We start from the raw sequence: 20,869 nt of genomic DNA, 5'->3' as shown, positions 1-20,869 counted from the left end.
TTCTAAACGGCAGATACGGAGCACTCGGCGTTAAATCTGGATGAGGCTGAGCACCCCGCCCTGCGGGTCCATGATTGTTGCCAGGGTTCCGGCGTCGACGTCTTCGTCCGGTTCCACCAGCACCTCACCGCCTGCCGACACCGCGGCGGCCACGGCTTCGGCGACATCGGCCACGCCGAAGTAGATCTGCCAGCCTTCTTCGCCCTCGGCCGCGGGGACGATGCCGGCCACCTCCTCACCGTCCACCACCAGCGTGCTGTAGCTCCCGCCGTCGTCCTGCGGGTATTCGGTCACCTCATGGCCGAACAGCTGTTGGAAGAACCCGACGGCGGCTGCTGGCTCAGACGTCAGGAGCTCGGCCCAGGCCAACGCGCCGGGCTCGTTGAACCGGGCTGCCCCGTAGTGGGTCCCGGGCTGCCAGAAGCCCGTGGTTCCGCCCGCGGGCACCTCCACGAACAGCATGACGCCCGTGTCCTCCACGGCCTCGGGCCCGAACAGCACCCGCGCGCCGGCATGGACGGTGTCCTCAGCCACCGCTCTGGCGTCCGCCGCTGCGAAATAGATGTTCCACTGCGCCTGGGCCCCCGCGGTTTCCTGCTGGGTGTTGTACGGCGCGATCACGCTGACAAGGTCCCCGTCCACAAAGGCCTTCGCGTAGCTGCGGCCGTCCGGGGTGGGCAGATCCTCGAAGGTCCAGCCGAACACCTGGCCGTAGAAGGCATTGGCCGCCTCCACATCCCTGGTCTGCAGGTCCGCCCAGCAGGGCGTCCCTTGCTTGTAGCTGCCTACCTGCGGCATGATTGGCCCTTTCTTTCTTGCAACGCGGGGGTCTCCCTGCCTACGCTACGCGTGCACGGCACGTCCGGTGAAGGCCACCAGCCGCTCCAGGCCGGACGCCGTCTCGGCTACCTCGGTGGCCGGGGCGAAGCTGCCGCCTGCACGGACCTGCTCGCTGATGGTGTTCTGCGCCAGCACCTCCACGTAGTCCGTGAGTTCATCGGCCACGTGCAGTTCCAGGCCCAGGGCCTTGGCGAAGTCCCAGGCGTGGACCAGGAACTCGATATTCAGGATGGAGGCCACCATGGTGGCAGGCAGTTCGGCGAAGCCCATGTCCACGGTGCCCTCCAGGCCACGGCGGTAGAAGGCCTCCAGTGCCGGCTGCGCAAGGTCGGCGATGCGCACCTCAGGCGACTTGCCGGCGTCGTCGGAGACCTCGGCGCCCAGGGCCTTGGCAATGCCGGCTATGGAACCGGCGAGGTGGTCAAGCAGCTGCGCCACATTGAAGTCCAAGCAGGGCGTCTGCTTCTGGGCGTCCTCCGCCGTGACGGACGCAAGGACGCGCTGGACCACGGCAAGCGTGGCGTCCGCTGCGGTCAGTTCGTTGAGGTCCTGGGGAGAAGCTGCCCACTCGTCAGCACCGGCGTCGCCCGTGGAGGCTTGGGCGAGCAGACGGTCAAGGTAGTGGTTCCAGCCCTCGGCATGCGCGGCGACGGCCTCCGGCGTCGGGAGGCCCTGGTGCACCAGCCGCACGGACGTGCCGGCCTCGGCGGGCTCAAGGGTGATGGACACCGTGGAAACGTTGTCCGCCGGGGCGCCCGGCTGCTCCCAGCCCCAGGTGAACACGACGCGCTTGCCGGGTTCGATTTCCGTGAAGGCGCCGGCCGCGTGGTGTCCCGGCGTGATGGTCCAGCGGTATTCGCCGCCCACCCGCAGGTCCACGCGTGCAGCAACGGCCTGCCAGCGGCGGATCCGTTCGGGCTGGGTGATGAGCGCGAACGCCTCGTCCACCGTGAGGGGCAGGAGAACGGTCTTGTCGTAAGTCATGGTGATTCCTTAGGGGTGGGAAGTCGGTGGGAGGAGAAGTTGTGCGCGTCGGCCACCAGCAGGTCCAGTTCATTGGTCCAGAACTGCTCAAAGAGGGCCCGAAGGCCGGCCATGCCCTTGCGGTCCAGGCTGTAGAACCTGTTCCGGCCCTCCTTGCGGGCGGAGACGAGTCCGGCCTGTTCCAGCAGCAGGAGGTGCTGCGAGACGGCGGACCTGCTCACCGTGAAATCGGACGCCAACTCCGTCACGGTGCGCTCACCCGCCGCCAGCATCTGCAGCAGCCGGCGCCGGTTGGGCTCCGCGGCAACTTCGAGTGGGTCGAGCATGCTTAATACGTTAGCGATTGCTAACGCATTCTGTCAATGCTTCGCCTGGGCGGGCTGGCGGGGAAAGTCCCCAGGGAGCGAAGAAAGCCCGCAGGGTACGCCAGATATCGGCGTGCCCTGCGGGCTTGTTCAGAGATGTGCGGCATCCGGGGATGCTAAACGAGCTGATGTACGACGGCGGTGCGCAACTCGATGCCTTGAGGCACCTGATCGTTGCGACAGCTATCCGATGCGGCGGGTGTCTACCTCGTCGTCATCGTCTTCTGCGTACTTGTCCTCGTAGTCGGAATAGTCCGGCTCGGGGAGATCTTCTGCGAAGTGGCTCGTGGCACGACTTCCCGGACCCGTGAGCTCTCGCTGAAGGGCCGAATAGTCAGTGTTCGGGGAGTAGTACTTAATATCCCGAGCCTGCTTGGTAGCTTTTGCCTTTTGACGGCCGCGCCCCATGGCGTGACCCCCTTTTGTACTCGGACCGGAGGTGGTCACCTTGGCTATCGGTGAGGCCCCGGAATGTTTGGTCAATTTGTCGTATGTCTAGATTACATGCTTTCGAGAGCAACTGCTTGCCACCGCCAGAGGCTGGACTGTGTCGCCCGCACGGATCAGCCGATTGCGCCGTCCCTTGCGGGGAAAAGTTGGGTAGAGTCACCCTAATTGCGGCCCGCGGAAGGCACGGAAGGAAGGCACAGACGCGAACATGAGCCAGAACAGCATGCTCCCCGGCGGCACACCCCCACAGGACAGGTCCCCCGACGACGGCGCGGACGCCGCCGGGGACCCGATCCCCCAGGACCCGATCCCCCAGGACCGCCGCGCCCTGCGCCAGCGCCTGATCATCGGCGGGATCATCGTCGTCTTCATGGTCCTGATCGGCATCACCATCTCGGTCCTGCTGGACAGGCTCGGCACGCGCCAGGAAGCGGCGGTCAGCGCCCCGGAGGTTCCGCAGCCGCGGGCTTCGCTCCCCGTGGTCCTGGAAACCAAGGACTTCCAGCTGGGCGACTGCTTCGTGAACTTCAACCCGGACGCCCCCAAGTCCGAGGCCGTTGCCTGCGACGCCGGCCACTCGGGCCAACTCGTGGCCGTTCACCGGTATCCCGATGACCAGGTGTACCCCGGCCGGGATGGGCTCAAGAAGCGCACCCTGGAGATCTGCCAGGCGGCGGTCCTCTCCGACAAGCAGGACAACTATGTGCTCACCTACCAGCTGGTATATCCGAGCCCCACGAGCTGGGACAAGGGCGACCGCCGGGCGGACTGCTTCGTGATGGTGAGCGACGGCAACACCATCAAGGACGATCTGCTGCAGAAGTAGCGGCTACTCCTTGCGGCGCACCGTCAGGCCCGCGCCGGCGGGCGCACCGCCGTCGGGACCGGTCAGGGCCTCCAGACCCTCAATGGTGAGTTCGTCGACGTCGGCGGCGGTGTCCACCTGGACGGTGTCCCCGTCCACGATGTGCCCGGCCAGGATCTCCTTGGCCAGGCGGTCGCCGACCTCGCGCTGGACCAGGCGGCGCAGCGGCCGGGCCCCGAACGCGGGATCGTAGCCGGTCATCGCCAGCCAGGCGCGGGCGCCGTCGCTGACCTCGAGGGCGAGCCGGCGGTCGCGCAGCCGCGTGGACAGTTCCGCCACCTGCAGCTCCACGATCCTGGCAAGCTCGTCCACGCTGAGGGCATCGAACAGGACGATCTCATCGAGCCGGTTGAGGAACTCGGGCTTGAAGTTGGCGTTGACCACCGCCAGGACGGCGTCGCGCTTGGTCTTGGCATCGAGCGTCGGGTCCACCAGGAACTGGCTGCCGTGGTTGGACGTCAGCACCAGGATGGTGTTGCGGAAGTCCACGGTGCGGCCATGGCCGTCGGTGAGGCGGCCGTCGTCGAGCACTTGCAGGAGGATGTCGAACACCTCTGGGTGGGCTTTCTCCACCTCGTCCAGCAGCACAACGGAGTAGGGGCGGCGGCGCACGGCCTCGGTGAGCTGGCCGCCCTCCGCGTAACCCACATAGCCGGGAGGCGCGCCCACCAGCCGGGCCACGGTGTGCTTCTCGCCGTATTCGGACATGTCCAAACGCACCATGGCGCGTTCGTCGTCGAACAGGAAGTCCGCAAGGGCCTTGGCGAGCTCGGTCTTGCCCACGCCGGTGGGGCCCAGGAACAGGAACGAGCCCGTGGGCCGGTTGGGGTCGCTGATGCCCGCGCGGGCGCGGCGGACGGCGTCGGACACCGCGGCGACGGCCTTGGACTGGCCGATCAGGCGCCTGCCCAGAACCTCTTCCATGTGCAGGAGTCTCTGCGATTCACCTTGCAGCATGCGCCCAGCCGGGATGCCGGTCCAGGCCGAGATGACTTCGGCGATGTCGTCCGCCGTGACCTCCTCGGCCACCATGAGTTCCGGCTTGGCGGCGCCGCTTTCGGCGCGGGCGGACTCTTCCTCGGCGGCCGCGTTGAGCTCGCGTTCGAGCGCGGGCAGCTCGCCGTAGAGAATGCGCGACGCCGATTCGAGGTCTCCTTCGCGCTGGTATTTCTCCGCCGCGGAGCGCAGTTCGTCGATCTTGGCCTTGAGTTCGCCCACCCGGTTCAACCCGGCTTTCTCGGCCTCCCAGCGGGCGTTGAGCCCGGCCAGGGCCTCCTTCTTGTCCGCCATGTCCGCCCGAAGCGCCGCGAGGCGCTCCACGGATTCGGGATCGGTCTCGCCCTGCAGGGCCAGTTCCTCCATGGTGAGGCGGTCCACGGCACGGCGCAGCTGGTCGATTTCCTCCGGGGCGGAGTCAATTTCCATGCGGAGCCGGGACGCGGCCTCGTCCACGAGGTCGATCGCCTTGTCCGGCAGCTGGCGGCCGGAAATGTAGCGGTTGGACAGCGTGGCCGCGGCCACGAGGGCGGAGTCGGCGATGGCCACCTTGTGGTGGGCCTCGTAGCGTTCCTTGAGGCCGCGGAGGATCCCGATGGTGTCGTCCACGCTCGGCTCCCCCACGTACACCTGCTGGAAGCGGCGTTCCAAGGCAGCGTCCTTCTCGATGTTCTCGCGGTACTCGTCCAGTGTGGTGGCGCCGATCAGGCGAAGCTCGCCACGGGCCAGCATGGGTTTGAGCATGTTGCCGGCGTCCATGGCGCTGTCGCCCGTGGCGCCGGCCCCCACCACGGTGTGGAGTTCGTCGATGAACGTGACAATCTGCCCGTTGGAGTTCTTGATCTCCTCCAGCACGGCCTTGAGGCGCTCCTCGAATTCACCGCGGTACTTGGCGCCGGCCACCATGGATGCCAGGTCCAGGGCAATCAGGGTCTTGCCGCGCAGGCTTTCCGGGACGTCCCCGGCAACCATGCGCTGGGCCAGGCCTTCGACCACGGCGGTCTTGCCCACGCCGGGCTCGCCGATCAGTACGGGGTTGTTCTTGGTGCGGCGGCTCAGGACCTGGATCACGCGCCGGATTTCGCTGTCGCGTCCGATCACGGGGTCAAGCTTGCCGGAGCGGGCAATGGCAGTGAGGTCGGTGCCGAACTTCTCGAGGGCCTGGAAGGTGTTTTCCGGGTCCGGGGAATTGACCTTGCGGTCTCCGCGGACACCCGGCAAGGCGGCGAGCAGTGCCTCGTGGGAGGCGCCGGCGTCGCGCAAGAGCTTCCCGACGGCGTCGCTTCCGGCGGCGAGCCCCAGCAGGAGGTGTTCGGTGGAGACGAAGGAATCGCCGAGCTTCTCGGATTCGTGCTGGGCGGCCTGGATGGCCTGCAGGGACGGGCGGGAGAGCTGGGCCTGCTGCACGGAGGATCCGGACGAGGCCGGCAGTGCCTTGATCGCGGTGCTGGCCTGGACGCTCACGGCATCCGGGTCGGCTCCGGTGGCGCGCAACAGTGCGACGGCGACGCCCTCCCGCTGGTCCATGAGTGCCTTGAGCAGGTGGGCCGGCTCGAGTTGGGGGTTGCCCGCCGTGGAGGCGTTCATGGCGGCCGCGGAAAGAGCCTCCTGGCTCTTGGTGGTGAATTTGACGTCCAAAGAGAGCTCCTTTCGGGAATCTGCCGTGTTCAAAGTTGAGCCTACTATGCTCAACTTTGCGGAATTGCCCTCTATGCCCAATGTTTGCCGACGGCGAAACGGGTGTCCAGAGCCGCGCGGTCCTGCGTGGAGCGGATCTGCCGGGAGTAGTCACGCCGGGTAGATGGACACCAGGCCGGCCTTGATCACGAAGTAGACCGTCATGCCGGGCACCAGGCCAAGGTCCGCCGAGGCCGCCGGCGTAATGTCGGCGGAGAGTTCGCCGGCGCGGACGCGGACCTGGTCGCCGTGGGGCTCCAGGTCCGTGATGGTCACGGGGAAGGAATTGCGCGGGCTGCCATGCGCTTCGGACAGGAAAACGGACACGGCCGACGGCGGGAAGACCGCCACGCCGTCGGATCCGGAAGTGCTGGGTCCAGTGGTGAGCGGGCCGGGCACGTCGTCGTGCTGGCCCGCGAAGAGCTGGCCCGCCGCGGTCCTGATCCCCTCCGCGGTGATGGTGCCGGTCACAAGGTTGAGTCCCGCCAGCCCGGCAGCGAACCTGCTCCGCGGCCGTCCCAGGACCTCGCGGGTGGGGCCTTCCTCCGTGATCCGGCCGTCCTCCAACACGATCACCCGGTCCGCCAGCATCAGCGCGTCCAGTACGTCGTGGGTGACGATGATGGCGCGGCGTCCGGCCAGGACGTGCCGCAGGAGCCTGCGCAGCATCGGTGCCGCGTGGATGTCCAGGGCCGCCATGGGCTCGTCCAGGAGCAGCAGCTCCGGGTCGGCGGCGAGGGCCCTGGCCACGGCCACGCGCTGGGCCTGGCCCCCGGACAGTTCGCCGGGGCGTCGGGAAGCCAGGGGCAGGGCGTCCACCTCGGCGAGCCAGTGCCGGGCCGTTTCCCGGGAGGCAGACCGGGAGGCGCCGGCGCTGCGGGGGCCGAAGGCCACGTTGTCCAGGGCACTCAGGTGCGGGAACAGCAGCGGTTCCTGGGCCAGGAGGGCGGTGCCGCGCTGGTGCGGGGCGGTCCAGGCATGCGGCCCGGGACCCAGCTCGAAGAGCGTCCTGCCGCCGATGCTGGCCCGGCCGGCGTCGGGCCGGAGCAGCCCCGCGACGACCGCCATCAGGGTCGATTTCCCGGCCCCGTTGGGGCCCAGGATGGCCACGGTTTCGCCCGGTCCAACCGCAAGGGAGACGTCGAAGCCGCGCGCCCCGAGTGTTGCGTCCAAGGTGAACGTCACTGGGCCGCCTCCGCCGGGATCCAGGCGCGTCCGCGCCGGTAGCTGAGCCCGACCACAAGGACGGCCACCGCCACAAGGACCAGTGAAAGCGCGACGGCGGCATCGGCGTCGGTCTCTCGCTGCAGGTAGATTTCCAGCGGCAGGGTCCGGGTCACCCCTTGCAGGCTGCCGGCGAAGGTGAGGGTGGCGCCGAATTCGCCCAGGCTGCGGGCGAAGGACAGGACGGCACCGGAGGCGAGCCCGGGCAGGACGAGCGGCACGGTGACCCGGCGCAGGACCGTGGTGGGCCGGGCGCCGAGCGTCGCGGCCACGGCCTCGTATTTGGTGCCGGCCGTGCGCAGGGCGCCTTCGAGGCTGACCACCAGGAACGGCAGGGCCACGAACGTCTGGGCCAGGACCACCGCCGTCGTGGAGAACGCTATCTGGATCCCCGCGATCTCGAGCGATTTCCCCAGCAGGCCCTGCCGCCCGAAGGTGTAGAGCAGTGCGATGCCGCCCACCACCGGAGGGAGGACCAACGGAAGCAGGACGAAGGCGCGCAGCACGCGCTGCCCCGGAAACTGCCCCCGGGCCAGGACCAGGGCCAGCGGCACGCCGAAGACGATGCACAGGAGCGTGCTGGCCGCGGAGGTGCGCAGGCTCAGGCCGAGGGCCGTGAGGGACGCGTCCGAGGTGATGAGCGGGATGAACTGGGGCCAGTTGACCCTGGCCACCATGGCGGCGAGGGGCAGCAGGACGAACAGGCCGCCCGCCGCGGCGAGGGCGTACACCCACCGCGGGATGGCCTGGTACGCACTGTTGTTGGCGTGATCCATGGCTCCCTAAGGCGTCCCGAAGCCGGCGTCACCGAGGGTCTTCCTGCCTTCGCTGCCGGTGACCAGGGCGATGAACGCTGCCGCCAGCTCCTTGTTCTTGCTCGAGCCAACGGTGGCGATCGGGTACGTGTTGACGGCTTGGTCCGACTGGGCGAAGGGGATGCCCTTGACCTTGTCTCCGGCGCCCTTGACGTCGGTGACGTAGACCAGGCCGGCGTCGGCTTCTCCCGAGGTGACCTTGCCCAGGACGTCGGTGACGGACGATTCCTCGCTGACCGGGGTGAGCGTGGTCCCTGTCGCCTTCTCGACGGCGTCCGTCGCGGCCCCGCACGGCACCTGGCTGGCGCAGACCACCACCTTGACGCCGGGCTTGGCCAGGTCCGCGAAGGAACTGATCGACGCCGGGTTGGCCGGCGGCACGGCGATGGTCAGGACATTCGTGGCGAAGTTGCTGGCGGTCCCGTCCAGCAGCTTCGCATCGGAGAGTTTGGCCATGTTCTTGGTGTCCGCCGAGGCGAAGACGTCGGCCGGGGCGCCCTGGGTGATCTGGGTGGCGAGGTCCGAGGAGCCGGCGAAGCTCAGGACCACCTTGGTGCCGGGGTTTTTGCCCTCGAATTCGGCGACCAGCGTGGTGAACGTGGCCTTCAGGGAGGCTGCGGCGAAGACGGTCAGGGTTCCGCTGCCGGCCGCGCCTGGGGTGCCCGGAGTGCCGGCACAGCCGGCCAAGCCCGCTGCCAGGGCGCCTGTCACAAACAATGCCGCGACGGCCTTGCGCGTGATGCTCATACGATGCTCTTTCCGTGCGGCGTTTCGATGATGACGGTGGTGGCCTTGACGACGGCGGTGGCCACGGAGCCGAGCTCGATCCCCAGCTCGCGGACGGCTTCGCTGCTCATGAGCGAGACCACGCGGAAGGGCCCGCACTGCAGTTCCACCTGGGCCATGACCTTGTCTGCCGTGATGCCCGTGACGAGCCCGATGAAGCGGTTGCGGGCCGAGCTGCCGGCCCGCGAGGGGTCCTCGGGCAGCTGGGCCTGGGCGCGGGCCACGTGGGCCAGTTCCAGCCCGTCCACCACCAGGCGCCCGGACTCGTCCTTGTGCCCGGTGAGGGTGCCGTTCTCGGTCCAGCGCCGGACGGTATCGTCACTGACGCCGAGGAATCTGGCGGCCTCGGAAATTCGTATCTGCGGCATGGAATCAGCATAGTTCCTCAAATGCGGTTATATCTGATCAATATTGACGCAAACGAAATGTGACCGTCGCAGCTCCCTCAAGCCATCTCGCAAGGTCCGACGCTCCTTCCCAGTTGCTTCGCAGGGCACTCCGGCCGAAGCCCGCCATTCAGGGCCGCCGTGGACGTCACGGGCCACGGCCGGGCAGGCAACTGGGAAGGAGCGCGGGCCCCTCGGTGCCCCGCACCGCCGTCGGGCACCGACGTCCCGAAAACGTAAGCTTTGGCTGTGGTTCCCGGCGGCCGTTCGCCGTAACCTTTGTGCAGGGGCAGGGTCGTGGATGCGGAGGAGCGCCATCATGGAATGGATCCGGCCGGACAGCCCGGACTACGACGAAACACGGAAACTCTTCAACGCGATGATCGACCGTCGACCGGCCGTCATCGCCCGGTGTGCCGATCCCGGCGACGTTGCCGACGCCCTGGCCTACGCCCGCAACAACAGGCTGGAGGTGGCGGTCCGGGCCGGCGGCCACTCGGTGGCGGGCATGTCCACCAATGACGACGGCCTGGTGGTGGACGTCAGGCCCATGAAGTCGATCAGCGTGGACCGCGAAAACCGTACCGTCACGGCGGGCGCGGGCGTGACATGGGGCGAGTTCGACCGCGCCACCGGGGAACATGGCCTGGCCACCACCGGCGGGCGCGCGTCCACTACCGGCGTGGCCGGCTTCACGCTGGGCGGCGGCTCCGGATGGTTGGAACGCTCGTACGGCTTCGCCTGCGACAACCTGCTCTCCGTGGACCTCGTGACGGCCGACGGCGGGCGCGTCACCGCGAGCGCCCAGGAGAACCCTGAGCTGTTCTGGGCACTGCACGGCGGCGGCGGGAACTTCGGCGTCGCCACGTCCTTCACCTTCACACTGCACCAACTCGGCCCCACCGTGCAGGCGGGACTCATGCTCTTCCCGGGCGACGCCGCAACGGACGTCAGCCGCGGCTTCCGGGACCTCGCACTGGCAGCTCCCGACGCCGTCGGGACGGCCTTGTTCTACCTCACCGCACCGCCGGATGAGTCTGTCCCGGAGGACATGGTGGGCAAGCTGGCGGTTGGCGTGGCATACCTCTATGCGGGCGACGCCGACGACGGTGCGGTCCATGCCCTGCCGTTCCGGGAGATGGGTCCCACCGTGGACCTGGTGGAGCCCATGGGATACGCCGACTTCCAGTGCAGCCTCGACGACCCTCCGGACCATTACAACTACTGGAGCGCGGACTACCACGACGAGCTGAGCGATGATGCTCTGGACCTCTTCGTGGACTCGGCACAGCGGCTGCCGGGACCCCATTCACAGCAGCTCATTGCGCGCTGGGGCGGGGCAGTGGGCGGTCCGGCCGCGGCGTCCACGCCGCTGCTCAACCGCAGCGCCGCCTGGGTGAGCCACCCGTTCGGACTGGCGGAAACCCGCGAAGGCGGGCAGGAGGCCAAGGCCTGGGTCAAGGGGTTCCGCCGGAACATCGCCCCGTACACCAACGGCGGCGTGTGGCTGAACTTCATCGGGCACGAAGGGCAGGAGCGCATCGTGGCCGCCTACGGGGAGGACAACTACAAGCGACTGGCCCGGGTGAAGCGCGAGTTCGATCCGGGGAACGTGTTCCGCGGCAACCAGAACATCCTCCCGGCCGAGGGGTGACAGCCCGGTCGACAGGCCAGGCTGCGGGACTACACTTTGGCCATGGTCGTGTATCTGGATCCGCCGATGTGGCCCGCGCACGGGACCGTGTTTTCGCACCTCATCTCGGACGACTCGCTCGAGGAGCTGCACGCCTTCGCCGCGGCGGCGGGGATCCCGGAGCGGGCGTTCGACGGCGACCACTATGACGTCCCCGAGCGCCGCTACAAGGACCTGGTGGCCGCAGGCGCCGTCCCCGTAGAGGCCAGGGTGCTGGTGCGCAAACTCATCGCCAGCGGGCTCCGCATCCCCGCGCGCGGGCGCAGCAAGTCCCTGACCGTTCCGCTCATGGCGCGGTGGAACCTGACGTTTCCGGGGCACAAGGCGCTCGGCCGGGAACTGCTGGAGCGCTGGGGCGAGGACGGCCGGAGCTACCACAGCCTCACCCACCTGCTCGCGGTGTTGGAGGCCCTGGACCTGCTGACGGAGCCGGCGCTTCCGGCCCGCCGCGTGGCCCTGGCGGCCTGGTTCCACGACGCCGTCTATGAGGGCGTCGCCGGGCGGGACGAGGAGGATTCGGCGCGCCTGGCCGAGGAGAAGCTCGGCGCCGCGGGCATGCCCGCCGAGGATGTCGCGGAGGTCGCCCGGCTGGTCCGGCTGACGGCCAAGCACAATCCGGAACCGCACGACGCCGCCGGTGCGCTCCTGTGCGATGCGGACCTGTCCATACTGGGCGGGGAGCCGGACGAATACGCCCGCTACCTGGCCGCCGTCCGGGAAGACTACGCGCACGTCAGCGACGCCGACTTCGCGAAGGGCCGCGCCGCCGTCGTGCGCCACCTGCTGGCCCTGGACCCGCTCTTCCACGGCGAGCGCGCCAAAGAACTGTGGCTGGACGCCGCCCGCCGCAACCTGGCGGCCGAGCTGGAATGACCCAGACACCCAGCTCCCAGACACCCCGTTCCCAGTCACCCGGTCCGCAGCCGCATGCCGCGCACCGGCAGCTCCCGTACACGGTCCGCTTCGAGTGGGGGCTCGACGGCGCCCGGGCCGTTGCGCCGCAGGCGAACCTGGTGGTGGTGGTGGACATCCTGTCCTTCACCACGTGCGTGAGCGTCGCCGTCGACCGCGGCGCCGAGGTCCTGCCGTATCCGTGGAAGGACGTCTCGGCGGAGGATTTCGCGGCCCACCATGGAGCGGAACTGGCCGGCCCGCGGGGATCCGGCGGCCTGAGCCTCTCGCCGGCCAGCCTCCGGGGGGCACCGGAGCTGCGGCGCGTGGTGCTGCCGTCGCCGAACGGTTCGGCCATCTGCCATGAGCTGTCAGCCGCCGCGCCGCTGCTTGCCGCCGTGTCCCTGCGCAATGCCGCGGCCACGGCCGAGTGGGTGGTGGCGAAGCTGCCGCCCGAGGCGGTGATCGCGGTGATTGCGGCCGGGGAAAAGTGGCCGGACGGCTCCCTGCGGCCGGCCATGGAGGACCAGATCGGTGCCGGCGCGTTCCTTGCCGGGCTGGCGGCGGCCGGCCGCGGTGGCTTCTCGCCGGAGGCCGAGTCCGCCGCGGCCGTGTTCGATGCTGCCGAGCCGCGCCTGGCCGACATCCTGCGGGAGTGCTCCAGCGGCCGCGAGCTGATCGGCGCCGGGTACGCCGACGACGTCGAGATCGCCGCCGAGCTGGACGGCAGCTCCGTGGTGGCGCTGCTCCGGGACGGCGTGTTCAAACAGCCCTGAGCGCCCTGTAACCATCCGCCGCCATCCGGAAACTATTACGGTAGCCTGCGTGGCAGGACGGAACGGACTATAGGTGGGGGCTCGTGCTAACCGAATGCGAAGCAGCGTTTGTGGCATTGCACAAGGATGCGTATCCGCGCGTCTACAACTTTGTACTTCGACGCGTCAACGATGAGGAGCTGGCCCAGGAGCTGGCGGCTGACGTGTTCAGGGTCGCTTGGGAGAAATGGGAGCCGGATTCACCGCCGTCGCTCGTGTGGCTCCTGTCTGTGGCCCGGAACGTCATCGGTAACGCCTACCGGGGACGTGAACGGCAACGTCAGCTCAACGCAAAGCTGGCCGAGGCCTCCCGGCTGAATGCGGCACCAGGCGGCGACGCTTCCCCGCACGTCCATGAAACGCTCGACACACTGCGCCCCAAAGACCGGGACATTCTCCAGCTCGCCTACTGGGACGAGCTGTCGCTGAGCGAAATCGCAGCGATTCTGGGCTGCACCGATGCGGCCGCCAAGGTGCGTCTCCACCGGGCCAGGGAAGCATTCCGCAGAGCGATGCCCGCAGCATCACCGCAGTACGCACAGGCCAAGGAGGCATGACATGGATTCCATCAAGTCCCTTGTAACGGGGGCCGACCCGCTCAATGACTTTCCGGCGGGCCCGCCCGACGGTGAGACTGAGCTGACCGGGATGCTCACCGGCATCCGGACGTTCAGCGACACCGGCAATGCCAAGGTGGTCAACCTTGACGGCGCCCGGAAGAGACGCCGTGCCATTGCAGCGGGCCTGCTCGCCATGACGGCGGCCGCCGTGACGGCCGGCATCGTCGTGGCGGGCAACCTGAGGTTGCCGGAGGCTACTCCCGCCGGACCTGCAGTGAGCGGCTCGCCCAGCTCTCCGGCATCCACACAAGAGGTGCCGACGCCGGCCTCCAGTACGGCAGCCGGCCCTTCCCCTGCGCAGACTCTGCCAGTGCCGACTCTGCCAGGGCCGCCCCCCGTTGTTCCCGCTGCCCCGCAAGCCACCGCCTTTACAAGCGGAGACGGGAAGGTCTCCTTCAAACTGCCGGCTGGGTGGACTGCAGTGGAGGAACCGGCCGGAACCCCCAGCTACCCATCCAGTGTGGTCAGGGTCTACAACGAAACCGGAGAGACGATGTCCACCCTGCAGCTATCGCAGGGTGGGGGTCTTGGCGGAGCCTGCTCCGGTCCTCCGGCTCCCTTCAGCGTCCTTGATAGGGCTGCCGTCCCGTCGGCCACCCAGCCGTGGGCACAGGGGAGGTCGGTTGAGTTCGGCTACGCCATCATCGATGAAACGGCCAGGGGCGGCAAAATCCACACCGTGGTTGGACTGCTGGATGCCGGCTCACTCCCCAAGGGCGATACTGCATGTATGTTCTATGCGGCGGTCTCAACGTCCATGGGCATGCTCAGCTTTGCTGACGCAGTCCAAGTGAGCGTCGGCGGCACTGGCCCCGGCTTCGATTCAGTGGCCGAGGCGCGGGCATACATGCAGACGGCCGAGTACCAGAACCTCAAGGCCATGATCACGTCGTTGGAACTCAACAACTGACAATCCACAGGAAAGCGCCGGCGTTCAGATCGCTCCGCCCGCCGGCGCTTTCCTGACGGCCTCGCATAACACGGGGTCGACGGCGAGAATGAACCGAACGGGAGCCGGCCGGGGCTTGCGCACGACTCGTATCATGGACATATGACCTCCTACCTCCCTCCGGCGAGCGGCAGCACACTCCCCCAGGCCCGTCCCGACGTCGAGCATGTCCTGGCGGTGCGCGGCACCGGAGGCTACCGGCAGTACCGCATCCCGGCGCTCGCGGTCAGCACGAAGGGCACGCTCCTGGCCGCCTACGACGGCCGCCCCAACCTGGACGACCTCCCCAACCCCATCGACCTCCTGCTCCGGCGCAGTACGGACAACGGCCGCACCTGGGGCGAGCAGCAGCTGGTGCGCACGGGCGCGGGGCTCAACGGCTACGGCGATCCGAGCCTGCTGGTGGACGCCGAGACCGGCCGGATCTTCATGTTCCACGCGGCCGGGACGCACGCTGGCTTCTTCGAGGCCGTCGCCGGCCTGGAGCCCGACGACGACGTGCAGCACGCCGACGTCAGTTTTTCCGACGACGACGGCGCCACTTGGCAGCACCGCCGGCTCACCGAACAGCTCAAGCTGGGTCAGCCCGACGCAAGACAGGGCGGCGCGGGTGCCGGCAAGCGCGGCATTACGGGCCTGTTCGCGTCGGCAGGCCAGGGCATCCAGGTCCACACCGGCCGGTTCAAGGGCAGGCTGGTGCAGCAGTTTGTGCTTCTGGTGGACGGCGCCATCATGGCGGCCTCGGCCTACAGCGACGACCACGGCGAGAACTGGACGCTGGGCGAACTCATCGGTGCCGGCCCGGACGGCATCGGGCCCAACGAGAACAAGGTGGCCTGCCTGGACGACGGCCGGCTGCTGCTGCACTCGCGCGCCACGCCCCGCCGGCTGGCGGCCGTGTCCGACGACGGCGGGCAGAGCTGGAGCCCGCTGCAGTCCGTGGAGGATCTTCCGGACCCCAGCGACAACGGCTCCCTGGTGCGCTTCGACGGCCTGCCGACGGTTGCTTCCTGGGATGTGCCGGAGACGGGTTCCTGGCTGCTCGCCAGCAACAACCAGGACACCCACCTGCGCCGCAACACCGTCCTGAGCCTGTCCACGGACAACGGCGCCAGCTGGCTGGCCAAGCTGCTCCTGTGCGAGGGCAGCTCGGCCTACTCGACGGCGGCCCGGCTTCCGGACGGGAACATCGGCGTCCTGTACGAGCGGCAGGGGTATCGCGAGATCGTGTTCGCCTCGGTGCCTGCGGGGCAGCTGACGGGGCAGCTGACGGCGCAGCTTGCCGCTGCTGGGCGTGTGCCCGCCCCGCAACCTGCGGGCCTCGTCTTCCACATGGAACTGCGCTCCATCACGCCCGGCCGCCCCGCCGTCTGGCAGAACGCCGGCGAGTTCCATGTGATCCCCTCGGACAGCGACGGCGAATGGGACGTCCAGACCTGGAAGGAAATCGGCCAGGGCTACACGGAGCAGGACCAGGTCCTCGGCACCCGCGCGGCCCAGGACCTCAACTACGGCCCCATCACCCCGGGCTACAAGGCCGGCGACATCCTCGCCTTCACCGGGCGGGTCCGCAACGAAGGCACGCGGCCGGCTGCCGGCGTCGTACTTCACGGTCCTCACGCGAACGCGGCGGACTTCCCGCCCGCGGACCTTTTGCCGGGCGAGCAGGCCCTCTACTTCACGCCGGTCTATACGGTCACGGAAGCGGACCTGGTCCGGGAGACGCTTGAGCTCAGCTTCACGGCAGCGGCCGACGGCGGTGTTGTGCGTTTGGAGCGCGGGTTCCGTTTCGATCTGCGCACCGGAGCGGTGCTTGCGTTTTAGCGGTAGCTGCTGACGAACGGCTGGTTGCTCGGGACGATCTGCTTGCCGAGCGGCATCAGCGAGACCGGGATGAGCTTGAGGTTGGCGATGGCCAGCGGGATCCCGATGATGGTGATGGCCATGGCGACGGCCGTGACCACGTGGCCGATCGCGATCCAGATGCCGGCCACCAGCAGCCAGATCACGTTGCCGAGCAGGGGGAAGACGCCGCTTCCGCCGGGCTTCTCCACCACCATCCGGCCGAACGGCCACAGACAGTAGGCGCCGATCCGGAACGAAGCGATGCCCCACGGAATGGTCACGATGAGCACGCAGCAAATGATGCCCGCCGCGAAGTACCCCAAGGCCAGGACGAAGCCGCCGAAGACGAGCCAGATGATGTTGAGCAGCGTTTTCATGTCTCAATTCTCCCGCGCTGGACGTCCCGAATGCCTAGGGGTATGCCCCGAGTCGCCCCTGATCTTCGACGCTCTCTCACCTTTGGAGGCTTTTCGGCCGACGCTCTCTCACCTTTGGGGCCCGAAACGGCAACCCCTCTCTCACCTTTGGTGCGGGGGGGTTGCCGTTGCTGCGAATCACGCGCCTATGCGAGGACGCCGTCCAGCTTGGTGAAGGAGGTCCCCCAGCCCTCGCGCGTCATTTCCATCCATTCGGTGGTGTCGAACGGGCCCTGGGTGAGATGAAGCCGCGTGCGTCCGCCGAGGTCCTCGAACTCGAGACGCATTTCGAGGACCTCGCTCCCGGATTCCGGGCCGCCCTTCGCGGTCGCCACCAGGAGTGCGGGCGGCTCCAATGCGGTAATGACGGCTTCGATGGGCCCTTCCTTGGCTTCGCCGTCCTCGGTCCACGTCATGACCACCTGCCAGATGCCGCCCACCCGCGGCTCGACGATGATCTTGTCCCGGGGCGCCTCCACTTCAACGGGCCCGAACCACTTGGTGAGCTGGTCCGGATCCATCCACGCCTCGAAAACGAGCTCGCGGGGAGCGTCGAATTCCCGGGTCATGGTGAGTATGTGCTGCTCGGTGCTTTGTTCAGTGCTCATTGCTTGACTCCTGGTTTCTGTGAATCGTGCTGGATTCTGCGAAGGTGCTCATCGAGACGGGTGAAGCTGGCATCCCAGAAGCGCCGGTAGCGGTCCATCCATTCGGTGGCTTCGCGCAGCGGTTCGGCCTCCAGTTTGGAGGATCGCCATTGGGCATTCCGGCTGCGGCTGATGAGCCCTGCGGCTTCCAGGACTTTCAGGTGCCGCGACACCGCGGGGAGGCTGATGCTGAACGGTTCCGCGAGCTCGTTTACGGTGGCATCGCCCTCCGCGAGCCGGGCCAGGATGGCCCTGCGGGTGGGGTCGGCGAGCGCCGAGAAAATGAGACTGAGCCGGTCGGTGGACATTGCGGGCACTTTCGTATTTAACAATTCAGCTAATTAGCCGATGCGTTAAATATCTGCCCGACGGCTGCGCTTGTCAAGAGTTCTTGGCGACCTTGGGCGCCCTCCGCCGTCGGGCAAAAGTGAGAGAGGATCGGCGAAAAAGGCACCAAAAGTGAGAGAGGGTCCGCGAAAAAGGCGCCAAAGGTGAGAGAGCGTCGGAGGAGCGCTCAGTCCTTGGCGGCTTTGGCGGAGTTCACGAAGGCGCGCACCAGGGCGAGGTCCTTGACACCGCGGGAGGATTCGACGCCGGAGGAGACATCCACGCCCCAGGCAGCTGCCGCTTCCGCGGCCTGGGCGACGTTCTCCGGGGCGAGCCCGCCGGCCAGCAGCCACTTGCGGCCGCCGAGGCCCTTGGCCCGGACCGAGGCGTAGTCCCAGGACTCCCCGGAACCGGGCACGGCGGCGTCGATCAGCAACACTTCCTCGCCCAGGTCCCCGAACTCCTCCGCAGCGGCACCCATGGTGACGGCCCGGATGAGCCGCATGCCGGCGTCGTGCACTGTTGTGACGTCCTCGGCAGTGCGGTGACCGTGCAGCTGGACCCATTCCAGGCCCGCGGCGCGGGCGGTGGCAACGGCGTCGGCGGCCGGCTCGTGGCGGAACACGCCCACCGCGGCCACGCCGTCCGGCACGCCCGCAAGCAGCCCGCGGGCCTGCTCCGGGGTGACTTCGCGCGGGCTGGCGGTGAGCACAAAGCCGACGGCGTCCGCCCCGGCATCGACCGCAGCCTGGACAGACTCGGCCGTGCTCAGGCCACACACTTTGACGAACATTCCCGCGCCTCCAGCTCCCTTCCGGATTCAAATCTCTCCTACGACGTTAGCAAGGGACGCGGGCATCATTGAACAGGGCCGTCATTGCGCGAGAGCGGGCAGTGCCCGGCTAGGCTTAGGCCCATGGAGATCATCCGTTTTGCCGAGATCAGACCCGAACCGTGGCGCAACGGCGGCGGGGTGACCCGTGAACTGGCCAGCAGCCCGCAGGCGGCATCGTCGCAGGACGACGCCTGGGATTGGCGGGTCAGCATCGCCGAGGTCTCCAAGGCCGGCGACTTCTCGGCCTTCCCGGGCATGGAGCGGGTCATCACGGTGATCGACGGCGAGCTGCTGCTGCTGACGGTCGACGGCGGCGAGCACCCCCTGGAGAAATACCGCCCCTTCCGTTTCTCCGGCGATGCGGCTTCCGGCGGGGCACTGCCCACCGGCGACATCCGCGACCTCAACGTCATCGCCAAGAAGGGCGCCTACAAGGGCCACACGGCCATCATCGAGCTCTCCAAGAAGCGGGCGCACCCCGTATTCGAAGGCCAGTTGGCGATCCTGCTCGAAGGCAAGGCCTCCGTGGTTCCGGGCGCTGCCGCGGAAGACGCTGAGGACGGCGCTGACCTAACCCCGGCACCACCCGCCGAACCCGTGGATCTCGCCCGGTACGACGCCGTGGTGGGCTCGGACCTCCGCAGCCCCGAGATCCTTGGCCGCGGTTTCCTGGCCGTGGTGTCGATCGACCAGGTCCCGCACACGCACTAGCCGCGCGCGGAACGGCGCGGCGGTGGTGAGCCTTGCCACCATAAGTGGCCACCGCGCACGGGAGTTGCTAACCTGAAACGAAGGTTCCGCTCTGGAACCTCCGGACGACGGTTCAGTACCCGGCACGCGACAAGACTGGCCAAAGGAAACCGCCATGTCCTGGGCAATTCTCATTTTCTCCGGCGCGCTCGAAGCCGTCTGGGCCGCCGCACTCCACCGTTCCAAGGGCTTCCGCAGGCCCGTTCCGGTGCTCGTCTTCCTGGTTTCGGTCATCGCCAGCACCGCCGGCCTCGCCATCGCCATGCAGTCCATCCCCACCGGCACCGCCTACGCGGTGTGGGTGGGCGTCGGCGTCGTGCTGACCTCCGCCTATGCGATCATCACCAAAGTTGAGCGCCCGACGGCGGCCCGCCTCCTGCTGCTCTGCGGCATCGCCGCGTGCGTGGTCGGCCTGAAGGTGGTGGCGTAGCCATGGCCGCGAAGACCGGTTTCGCCTGGACCATCCTGCTTGCCTCCGCCGTGCTCGAAGCCATCTGGGCGACGGCCCTGGGCCTGTCCGATGGCTTCACCCGCCTGGCGCCCACACTGGTGTTCGCCGTGACGGCTGCCCTGAGCATGGCGGGGCTCGGCCTGGCCGTGAAGCGCATCCCGCTGGGCACGGCCTACGCCGTCTGGGTGGGGATCGGCGCTGCGCTGACGGTCGGCTGGGCCATGGCCACCGGCGTCGAACCCGCCAGCCCGCTCAAGCTGCTGTTCATCGCCGGAATCGTGGGCTGCGCGGCCGGGCTGAAGGCGCTGCCGGCGGGCAAGGCCGAAGTCCCCGACGCTCCTGCCCAGTTGCTTCGCAAGGCACCGTAGCGGCACCCCGGATTTCAGGGCCGCTCCGCGGCGAATGAGCCGGCGGAGTCCAGGTAACTGGGCCGGAGCGTCGGCGCGGCGGGCACGGGCAGGACTCGCCTCCATCGGGCACCGGGGCTGTAAGCCGAGGGCACCACCGAACCCCTCACGCCAGAGCGCCTTTGACCAGCAGGCTCACACCGGCCAGCAGGCACAGGCTGAGGGCGGCTGGACGGATGGCCGCGGCCGAAATCCGCTTCACCACCGGCCGCGATGCCAGCGCCCCGAGGGCAACGCCCGGCAGCAGCCAACCGGAGAGCAGCAGATCCGAGGCACCGAAGGCGCCGGAGCCGGCCAGCACCAGCAAGGAAATCAGGGACGCGACCAGGAAGAACAGGGAAAGGTTGGCGCGGTAACGGTCCGGCTCCCCGGTGCGGTAGACGACCACCAGCGGCGGCCCTGAGGTCGAGGCGACCGTCCCCAGGACCCCGCCGATCAGCCCGGCAAGGAACAGGGACCAGCGGTTCTGCGGGATGTGGAAGCCCGTGAGTCCGGTGAGCACGCTGGCCATCACCAGCCCGCCAACGATCATCCCGGTCCATTTGCCGTTCAGCAGGGGCAGCACACACAGACCGGCAAGGGCACCGGGCAGGCACCCGGCAACGGCCAGCTTCAGATCCACGTGCCGCAGTCCCCGCCGGTTCTGCCAGGTAACGAACAGCATGACCACCACCGAGACGAGCAGCAGCGGGCCGGGCACCAGGTGCGGGCTGATGATGAGCAGCAGCGGTGCGGAGACGATGCCGAATCCGGACCCTGTGCAGGCCTGTGCCACCACGGCGACGGCGACGATGAGCGCCGCGATGATGAGTTCCGTGGTGGTCATGGCGTCCGT

The 20,869-nt window shown here is 68.3% G+C and carries 24 protein-coding genes and 1 riboswitch; of the genes, 10 read left to right on the top strand and 14 right to left on the bottom strand.

Annotation, left to right across the window (positions count from 1 at the left end; genetic code table 11):
- Positions 1-30: 30 nt before the first annotated feature.
- From J1902_RS13155 to J1902_RS13140, 4 genes are all read right to left on the bottom strand, one after another.
- Entirely contained in the window at positions 31-798 is a 768-nt protein-coding gene (locus J1902_RS13155) for a VOC family protein (RefSeq protein ID WP_207616746.1), read from the bottom strand.
- Positions 799-843: 45 nt separating this feature from the next.
- Positions 844-1,824, bottom strand: coding sequence for a TIGR03086 family metal-binding protein (locus J1902_RS13150; protein WP_207616744.1), 981 nt, complete (start codon positions 1,822-1,824; stop codon positions 844-846).
- Positions 1,821-2,150 carry an ArsR/SmtB family transcription factor gene (locus J1902_RS13145; RefSeq protein WP_207616742.1) on the bottom strand — a complete coding sequence of 110 codons (330 nt, stop codon included), beginning with the start codon at positions 2,148-2,150 and terminating at the stop codon, positions 1,821-1,823. Before J1902_RS13145 ends, J1902_RS13150 begins: the two co-directional genes overlap by 4 nt.
- 222 nt (positions 2,151-2,372) lie before the next feature.
- Positions 2,373-2,597: a DUF3073 domain-containing protein gene (locus J1902_RS13140; RefSeq protein WP_207616740.1), complete on the bottom strand. Its 225-nt coding sequence runs from the start codon at positions 2,595-2,597 to the stop codon at positions 2,373-2,375.
- A gap of 250 nt (positions 2,598-2,847) precedes the next feature.
- On the opposite strand from J1902_RS13140, the gene J1902_RS13135 reads away from it, so the two are divergent.
- Positions 2,848-3,465: a septum formation family protein gene (locus J1902_RS13135; RefSeq protein ID WP_242701980.1), complete on the top strand. Its 618-nt coding sequence runs from the start codon at positions 2,848-2,850 to the stop codon at positions 3,463-3,465.
- Positions 3,466-3,468: 3 nt separating this feature from the next.
- Here the strand turns inward: J1902_RS13135 and clpB are convergent, their stop codons facing one another.
- From clpB to J1902_RS13110, 5 genes are all read right to left on the bottom strand, one after another.
- Positions 3,469-6,138 (bottom strand): ATP-dependent chaperone ClpB, encoded by a 2,670-nt coding sequence (gene clpB / locus J1902_RS13130; RefSeq protein WP_207616738.1) that lies wholly within the window; start codon positions 6,136-6,138, stop codon positions 3,469-3,471.
- A 150-nt stretch (positions 6,139-6,288) separates the two neighbouring features.
- Entirely contained in the window at positions 6,289-7,362 is a 1,074-nt protein-coding gene (locus J1902_RS13125) for a sulfate/molybdate ABC transporter ATP-binding protein (RefSeq protein ID WP_207616736.1), read from the bottom strand.
- Positions 7,359-8,177 carry an ABC transporter permease gene (locus J1902_RS13120; protein ID WP_207616734.1) on the bottom strand — a complete coding sequence of 273 codons (819 nt, stop codon included), beginning with the start codon at positions 8,175-8,177 and terminating at the stop codon, positions 7,359-7,361. Before J1902_RS13120 ends, J1902_RS13125 begins: the two co-directional genes overlap by 4 nt.
- A gap of 6 nt (positions 8,178-8,183) precedes the next feature.
- Positions 8,184-8,963 (bottom strand): molybdate ABC transporter substrate-binding protein, encoded by a 780-nt coding sequence (gene modA / locus J1902_RS13115; RefSeq protein WP_207616732.1) that lies wholly within the window; start codon positions 8,961-8,963, stop codon positions 8,184-8,186.
- Positions 8,960-9,370, bottom strand: coding sequence for a TOBE domain-containing protein (locus J1902_RS13110; protein ID WP_207616730.1), 411 nt, complete (start codon positions 9,368-9,370; stop codon positions 8,960-8,962). Before J1902_RS13110 ends, modA begins: the two co-directional genes overlap by 4 nt.
- Positions 9,371-9,707: 337 nt before the next feature.
- Between J1902_RS13110 and J1902_RS13105 the strand changes: the two genes are divergently transcribed.
- The 6 genes from J1902_RS13105 to J1902_RS13080 all read left to right on the top strand — a co-directional run bounded on the left by J1902_RS13105 (position 9,708) and on the right by J1902_RS13080 (position 16,180).
- Positions 9,708-11,042 carry an FAD-binding oxidoreductase gene (locus J1902_RS13105; RefSeq protein ID WP_207616728.1) on the top strand — a complete coding sequence of 445 codons (1,335 nt, stop codon included), beginning with the start codon at positions 9,708-9,710 and terminating at the stop codon, positions 11,040-11,042.
- Positions 11,043-11,084: 42 nt separating this feature from the next.
- Positions 11,085-11,954, top strand: a complete 870-nt coding sequence (locus J1902_RS13100) for a DUF4031 domain-containing protein (RefSeq protein ID WP_207616726.1) — start codon at positions 11,085-11,087, stop codon at positions 11,952-11,954.
- Positions 11,951-12,748, top strand: coding sequence for a 2-phosphosulfolactate phosphatase (locus J1902_RS13095; protein ID WP_207616724.1), 798 nt, complete (start codon positions 11,951-11,953; stop codon positions 12,746-12,748). Before J1902_RS13100 ends, J1902_RS13095 begins: the two co-directional genes overlap by 4 nt.
- Positions 12,749-12,858: 110 nt before the next feature.
- Complete coding sequence (locus J1902_RS13090; protein ID WP_307794449.1) at positions 12,859-13,344, top strand: RNA polymerase sigma factor; 486 nt, start codon at positions 12,859-12,861, stop codon at positions 13,342-13,344.
- A gap of 1 nt (position 13,345) precedes the next feature.
- The gene (locus J1902_RS13085) at positions 13,346-14,317 is read left to right on the top strand and encodes a hypothetical protein (RefSeq protein ID WP_207616721.1); all 972 of its coding nucleotides are present in this window, start codon (positions 13,346-13,348) and stop codon (positions 14,315-14,317) included.
- A 141-nt stretch (positions 14,318-14,458) separates the two neighbouring features.
- On the top strand, positions 14,459-16,180 hold the full coding sequence (locus J1902_RS13080) for a sialidase family protein (protein ID WP_207616719.1): 1,722 nt from the start codon (positions 14,459-14,461) through the stop codon (positions 16,178-16,180).
- Here J1902_RS13080 and J1902_RS13075 read toward each other — a convergent pair.
- From J1902_RS13075 to J1902_RS13060, 4 genes are all read right to left on the bottom strand, one after another.
- Complete coding sequence (locus tag J1902_RS13075) at positions 16,177-16,578, bottom strand: YccF domain-containing protein (protein WP_207616717.1); 402 nt, start codon at positions 16,576-16,578, stop codon at positions 16,177-16,179. The genes J1902_RS13080 and J1902_RS13075 overlap by 4 nt on opposite strands.
- A 185-nt stretch (positions 16,579-16,763) precedes the next feature.
- On the bottom strand, positions 16,764-17,225 hold the full coding sequence (locus J1902_RS13070; RefSeq protein ID WP_207616715.1) for an SRPBCC family protein: 462 nt from the start codon (positions 17,223-17,225) through the stop codon (positions 16,764-16,766).
- On the bottom strand, positions 17,222-17,572 hold the full coding sequence (locus tag J1902_RS13065; RefSeq protein ID WP_207616713.1) for an ArsR/SmtB family transcription factor: 351 nt from the start codon (positions 17,570-17,572) through the stop codon (positions 17,222-17,224). Before J1902_RS13065 ends, J1902_RS13070 begins: the two co-directional genes overlap by 4 nt.
- Before the next feature lie 206 nt (positions 17,573-17,778).
- Complete coding sequence (locus tag J1902_RS13060) at positions 17,779-18,384, bottom strand: phosphoribosylanthranilate isomerase (RefSeq protein ID WP_207616711.1); 606 nt, start codon at positions 18,382-18,384, stop codon at positions 17,779-17,781.
- A 123-nt stretch (positions 18,385-18,507) separates the two neighbouring features.
- On the opposite strand from J1902_RS13060, the gene J1902_RS13055 reads away from it, so the two are divergent.
- The 3 genes from J1902_RS13055 (at position 18,508) to J1902_RS13045 (ending at position 19,995) form a co-directional block, all read left to right on the top strand.
- On the top strand, positions 18,508-19,137 hold the full coding sequence (locus J1902_RS13055) for a HutD/Ves family protein (protein ID WP_207616709.1): 630 nt from the start codon (positions 18,508-18,510) through the stop codon (positions 19,135-19,137).
- Between the two features lie 78 nt (positions 19,138-19,215).
- Positions 19,216-19,281: riboswitch (guanidine-III (ykkC-III) riboswitch) on the top strand.
- Between the two features lie 10 nt (positions 19,282-19,291).
- The gene (locus J1902_RS13050; protein WP_207616708.1) at positions 19,292-19,606 is read left to right on the top strand and encodes a DMT family transporter; all 315 of its coding nucleotides are present in this window, start codon (positions 19,292-19,294) and stop codon (positions 19,604-19,606) included.
- Between the two features lie 2 nt (positions 19,607-19,608).
- Positions 19,609-19,995, top strand: a complete 387-nt coding sequence (locus J1902_RS13045; protein WP_207616706.1) for a DMT family transporter — start codon at positions 19,609-19,611, stop codon at positions 19,993-19,995.
- Between the two features lie 145 nt (positions 19,996-20,140).
- Here the strand turns inward: J1902_RS13045 and J1902_RS13040 are convergent, their stop codons facing one another.
- Positions 20,141-20,860, bottom strand: a complete 720-nt coding sequence (locus tag J1902_RS13040) for a sulfite exporter TauE/SafE family protein (RefSeq protein ID WP_207616704.1) — start codon at positions 20,858-20,860, stop codon at positions 20,141-20,143.
- Positions 20,861-20,869 lie beyond the last annotated feature (9 nt).

Origin of the sequence: Arthrobacter cavernae, from assembly GCF_017368795.1 — a bacterium.
GTDB lineage: Bacteria > Actinomycetota > Actinomycetes > Actinomycetales > Micrococcaceae > Arthrobacter > Arthrobacter cavernae.
This window is presented reverse-complemented; position numbering and strand designations above follow the sequence as displayed.

Coding starts and splice junctions, on each gene's coding strand:
- J1902_RS13155 (WP_207616746.1), bottom strand. CDS start 798: ATGCCGCAGGTAGGCAGCTACAAGCAAGGGACGCCCTGCTGGGCGGAC.
- J1902_RS13150 (WP_207616744.1), bottom strand. CDS start 1,824: ATGACTTACGACAAGACCGTTCTCCTGCCCCTCACGGTGGACGAGGCG.
- J1902_RS13145 (WP_207616742.1), bottom strand. CDS start 2,150: ATGCTCGACCCACTCGAAGTTGCCGCGGAGCCCAACCGGCGCCGGCTG.
- J1902_RS13140 (WP_207616740.1), bottom strand. CDS start 2,597: ATGGGGCGCGGCCGTCAAAAGGCAAAAGCTACCAAGCAGGCTCGGGAT.
- J1902_RS13135 (WP_242701980.1), top strand. CDS start 2,848: ATGAGCCAGAACAGCATGCTCCCCGGCGGCACACCCCCACAGGACAGG.
- J1902_RS13120 (WP_207616734.1), bottom strand. CDS start 8,177: ATGGATCACGCCAACAACAGTGCGTACCAGGCCATCCCGCGGTGGGTG.
- modA (WP_207616732.1), bottom strand. CDS start 8,963: ATGAGCATCACGCGCAAGGCCGTCGCGGCATTGTTTGTGACAGGCGCC.
- J1902_RS13110 (WP_207616730.1), bottom strand. CDS start 9,370: ATGCCGCAGATACGAATTTCCGAGGCCGCCAGATTCCTCGGCGTCAGT.
- J1902_RS13105 (WP_207616728.1), top strand. CDS start 9,708: ATGGAATGGATCCGGCCGGACAGCCCGGACTACGACGAAACACGGAAA.
- J1902_RS13100 (WP_207616726.1), top strand. CDS start 11,085: ATGGTCGTGTATCTGGATCCGCCGATGTGGCCCGCGCACGGGACCGTG.
- J1902_RS13095 (WP_207616724.1), top strand. CDS start 11,951: ATGACCCAGACACCCAGCTCCCAGACACCCCGTTCCCAGTCACCCGGT.
- J1902_RS13085 (WP_207616721.1), top strand. CDS start 13,346: ATGGATTCCATCAAGTCCCTTGTAACGGGGGCCGACCCGCTCAATGAC.
- J1902_RS13080 (WP_207616719.1), top strand. CDS start 14,459: ATGACCTCCTACCTCCCTCCGGCGAGCGGCAGCACACTCCCCCAGGCC.
- J1902_RS13075 (WP_207616717.1), bottom strand. CDS start 16,578: ATGAAAACGCTGCTCAACATCATCTGGCTCGTCTTCGGCGGCTTCGTC.
- J1902_RS13070 (WP_207616715.1), bottom strand. CDS start 17,225: ATGAGCACTGAACAAAGCACCGAGCAGCACATACTCACCATGACCCGG.
- J1902_RS13065 (WP_207616713.1), bottom strand. CDS start 17,572: ATGTCCACCGACCGGCTCAGTCTCATTTTCTCGGCGCTCGCCGACCCC.
- J1902_RS13060 (WP_207616711.1), bottom strand. CDS start 18,384: ATGTTCGTCAAAGTGTGTGGCCTGAGCACGGCCGAGTCTGTCCAGGCT.
- J1902_RS13055 (WP_207616709.1), top strand. CDS start 18,508: ATGGAGATCATCCGTTTTGCCGAGATCAGACCCGAACCGTGGCGCAAC.
- J1902_RS13050 (WP_207616708.1), top strand. CDS start 19,292: ATGTCCTGGGCAATTCTCATTTTCTCCGGCGCGCTCGAAGCCGTCTGG.
- J1902_RS13045 (WP_207616706.1), top strand. CDS start 19,609: ATGGCCGCGAAGACCGGTTTCGCCTGGACCATCCTGCTTGCCTCCGCC.
- J1902_RS13040 (WP_207616704.1), bottom strand. CDS start 20,860: ATGACCACCACGGAACTCATCATCGCGGCGCTCATCGTCGCCGTCGCC.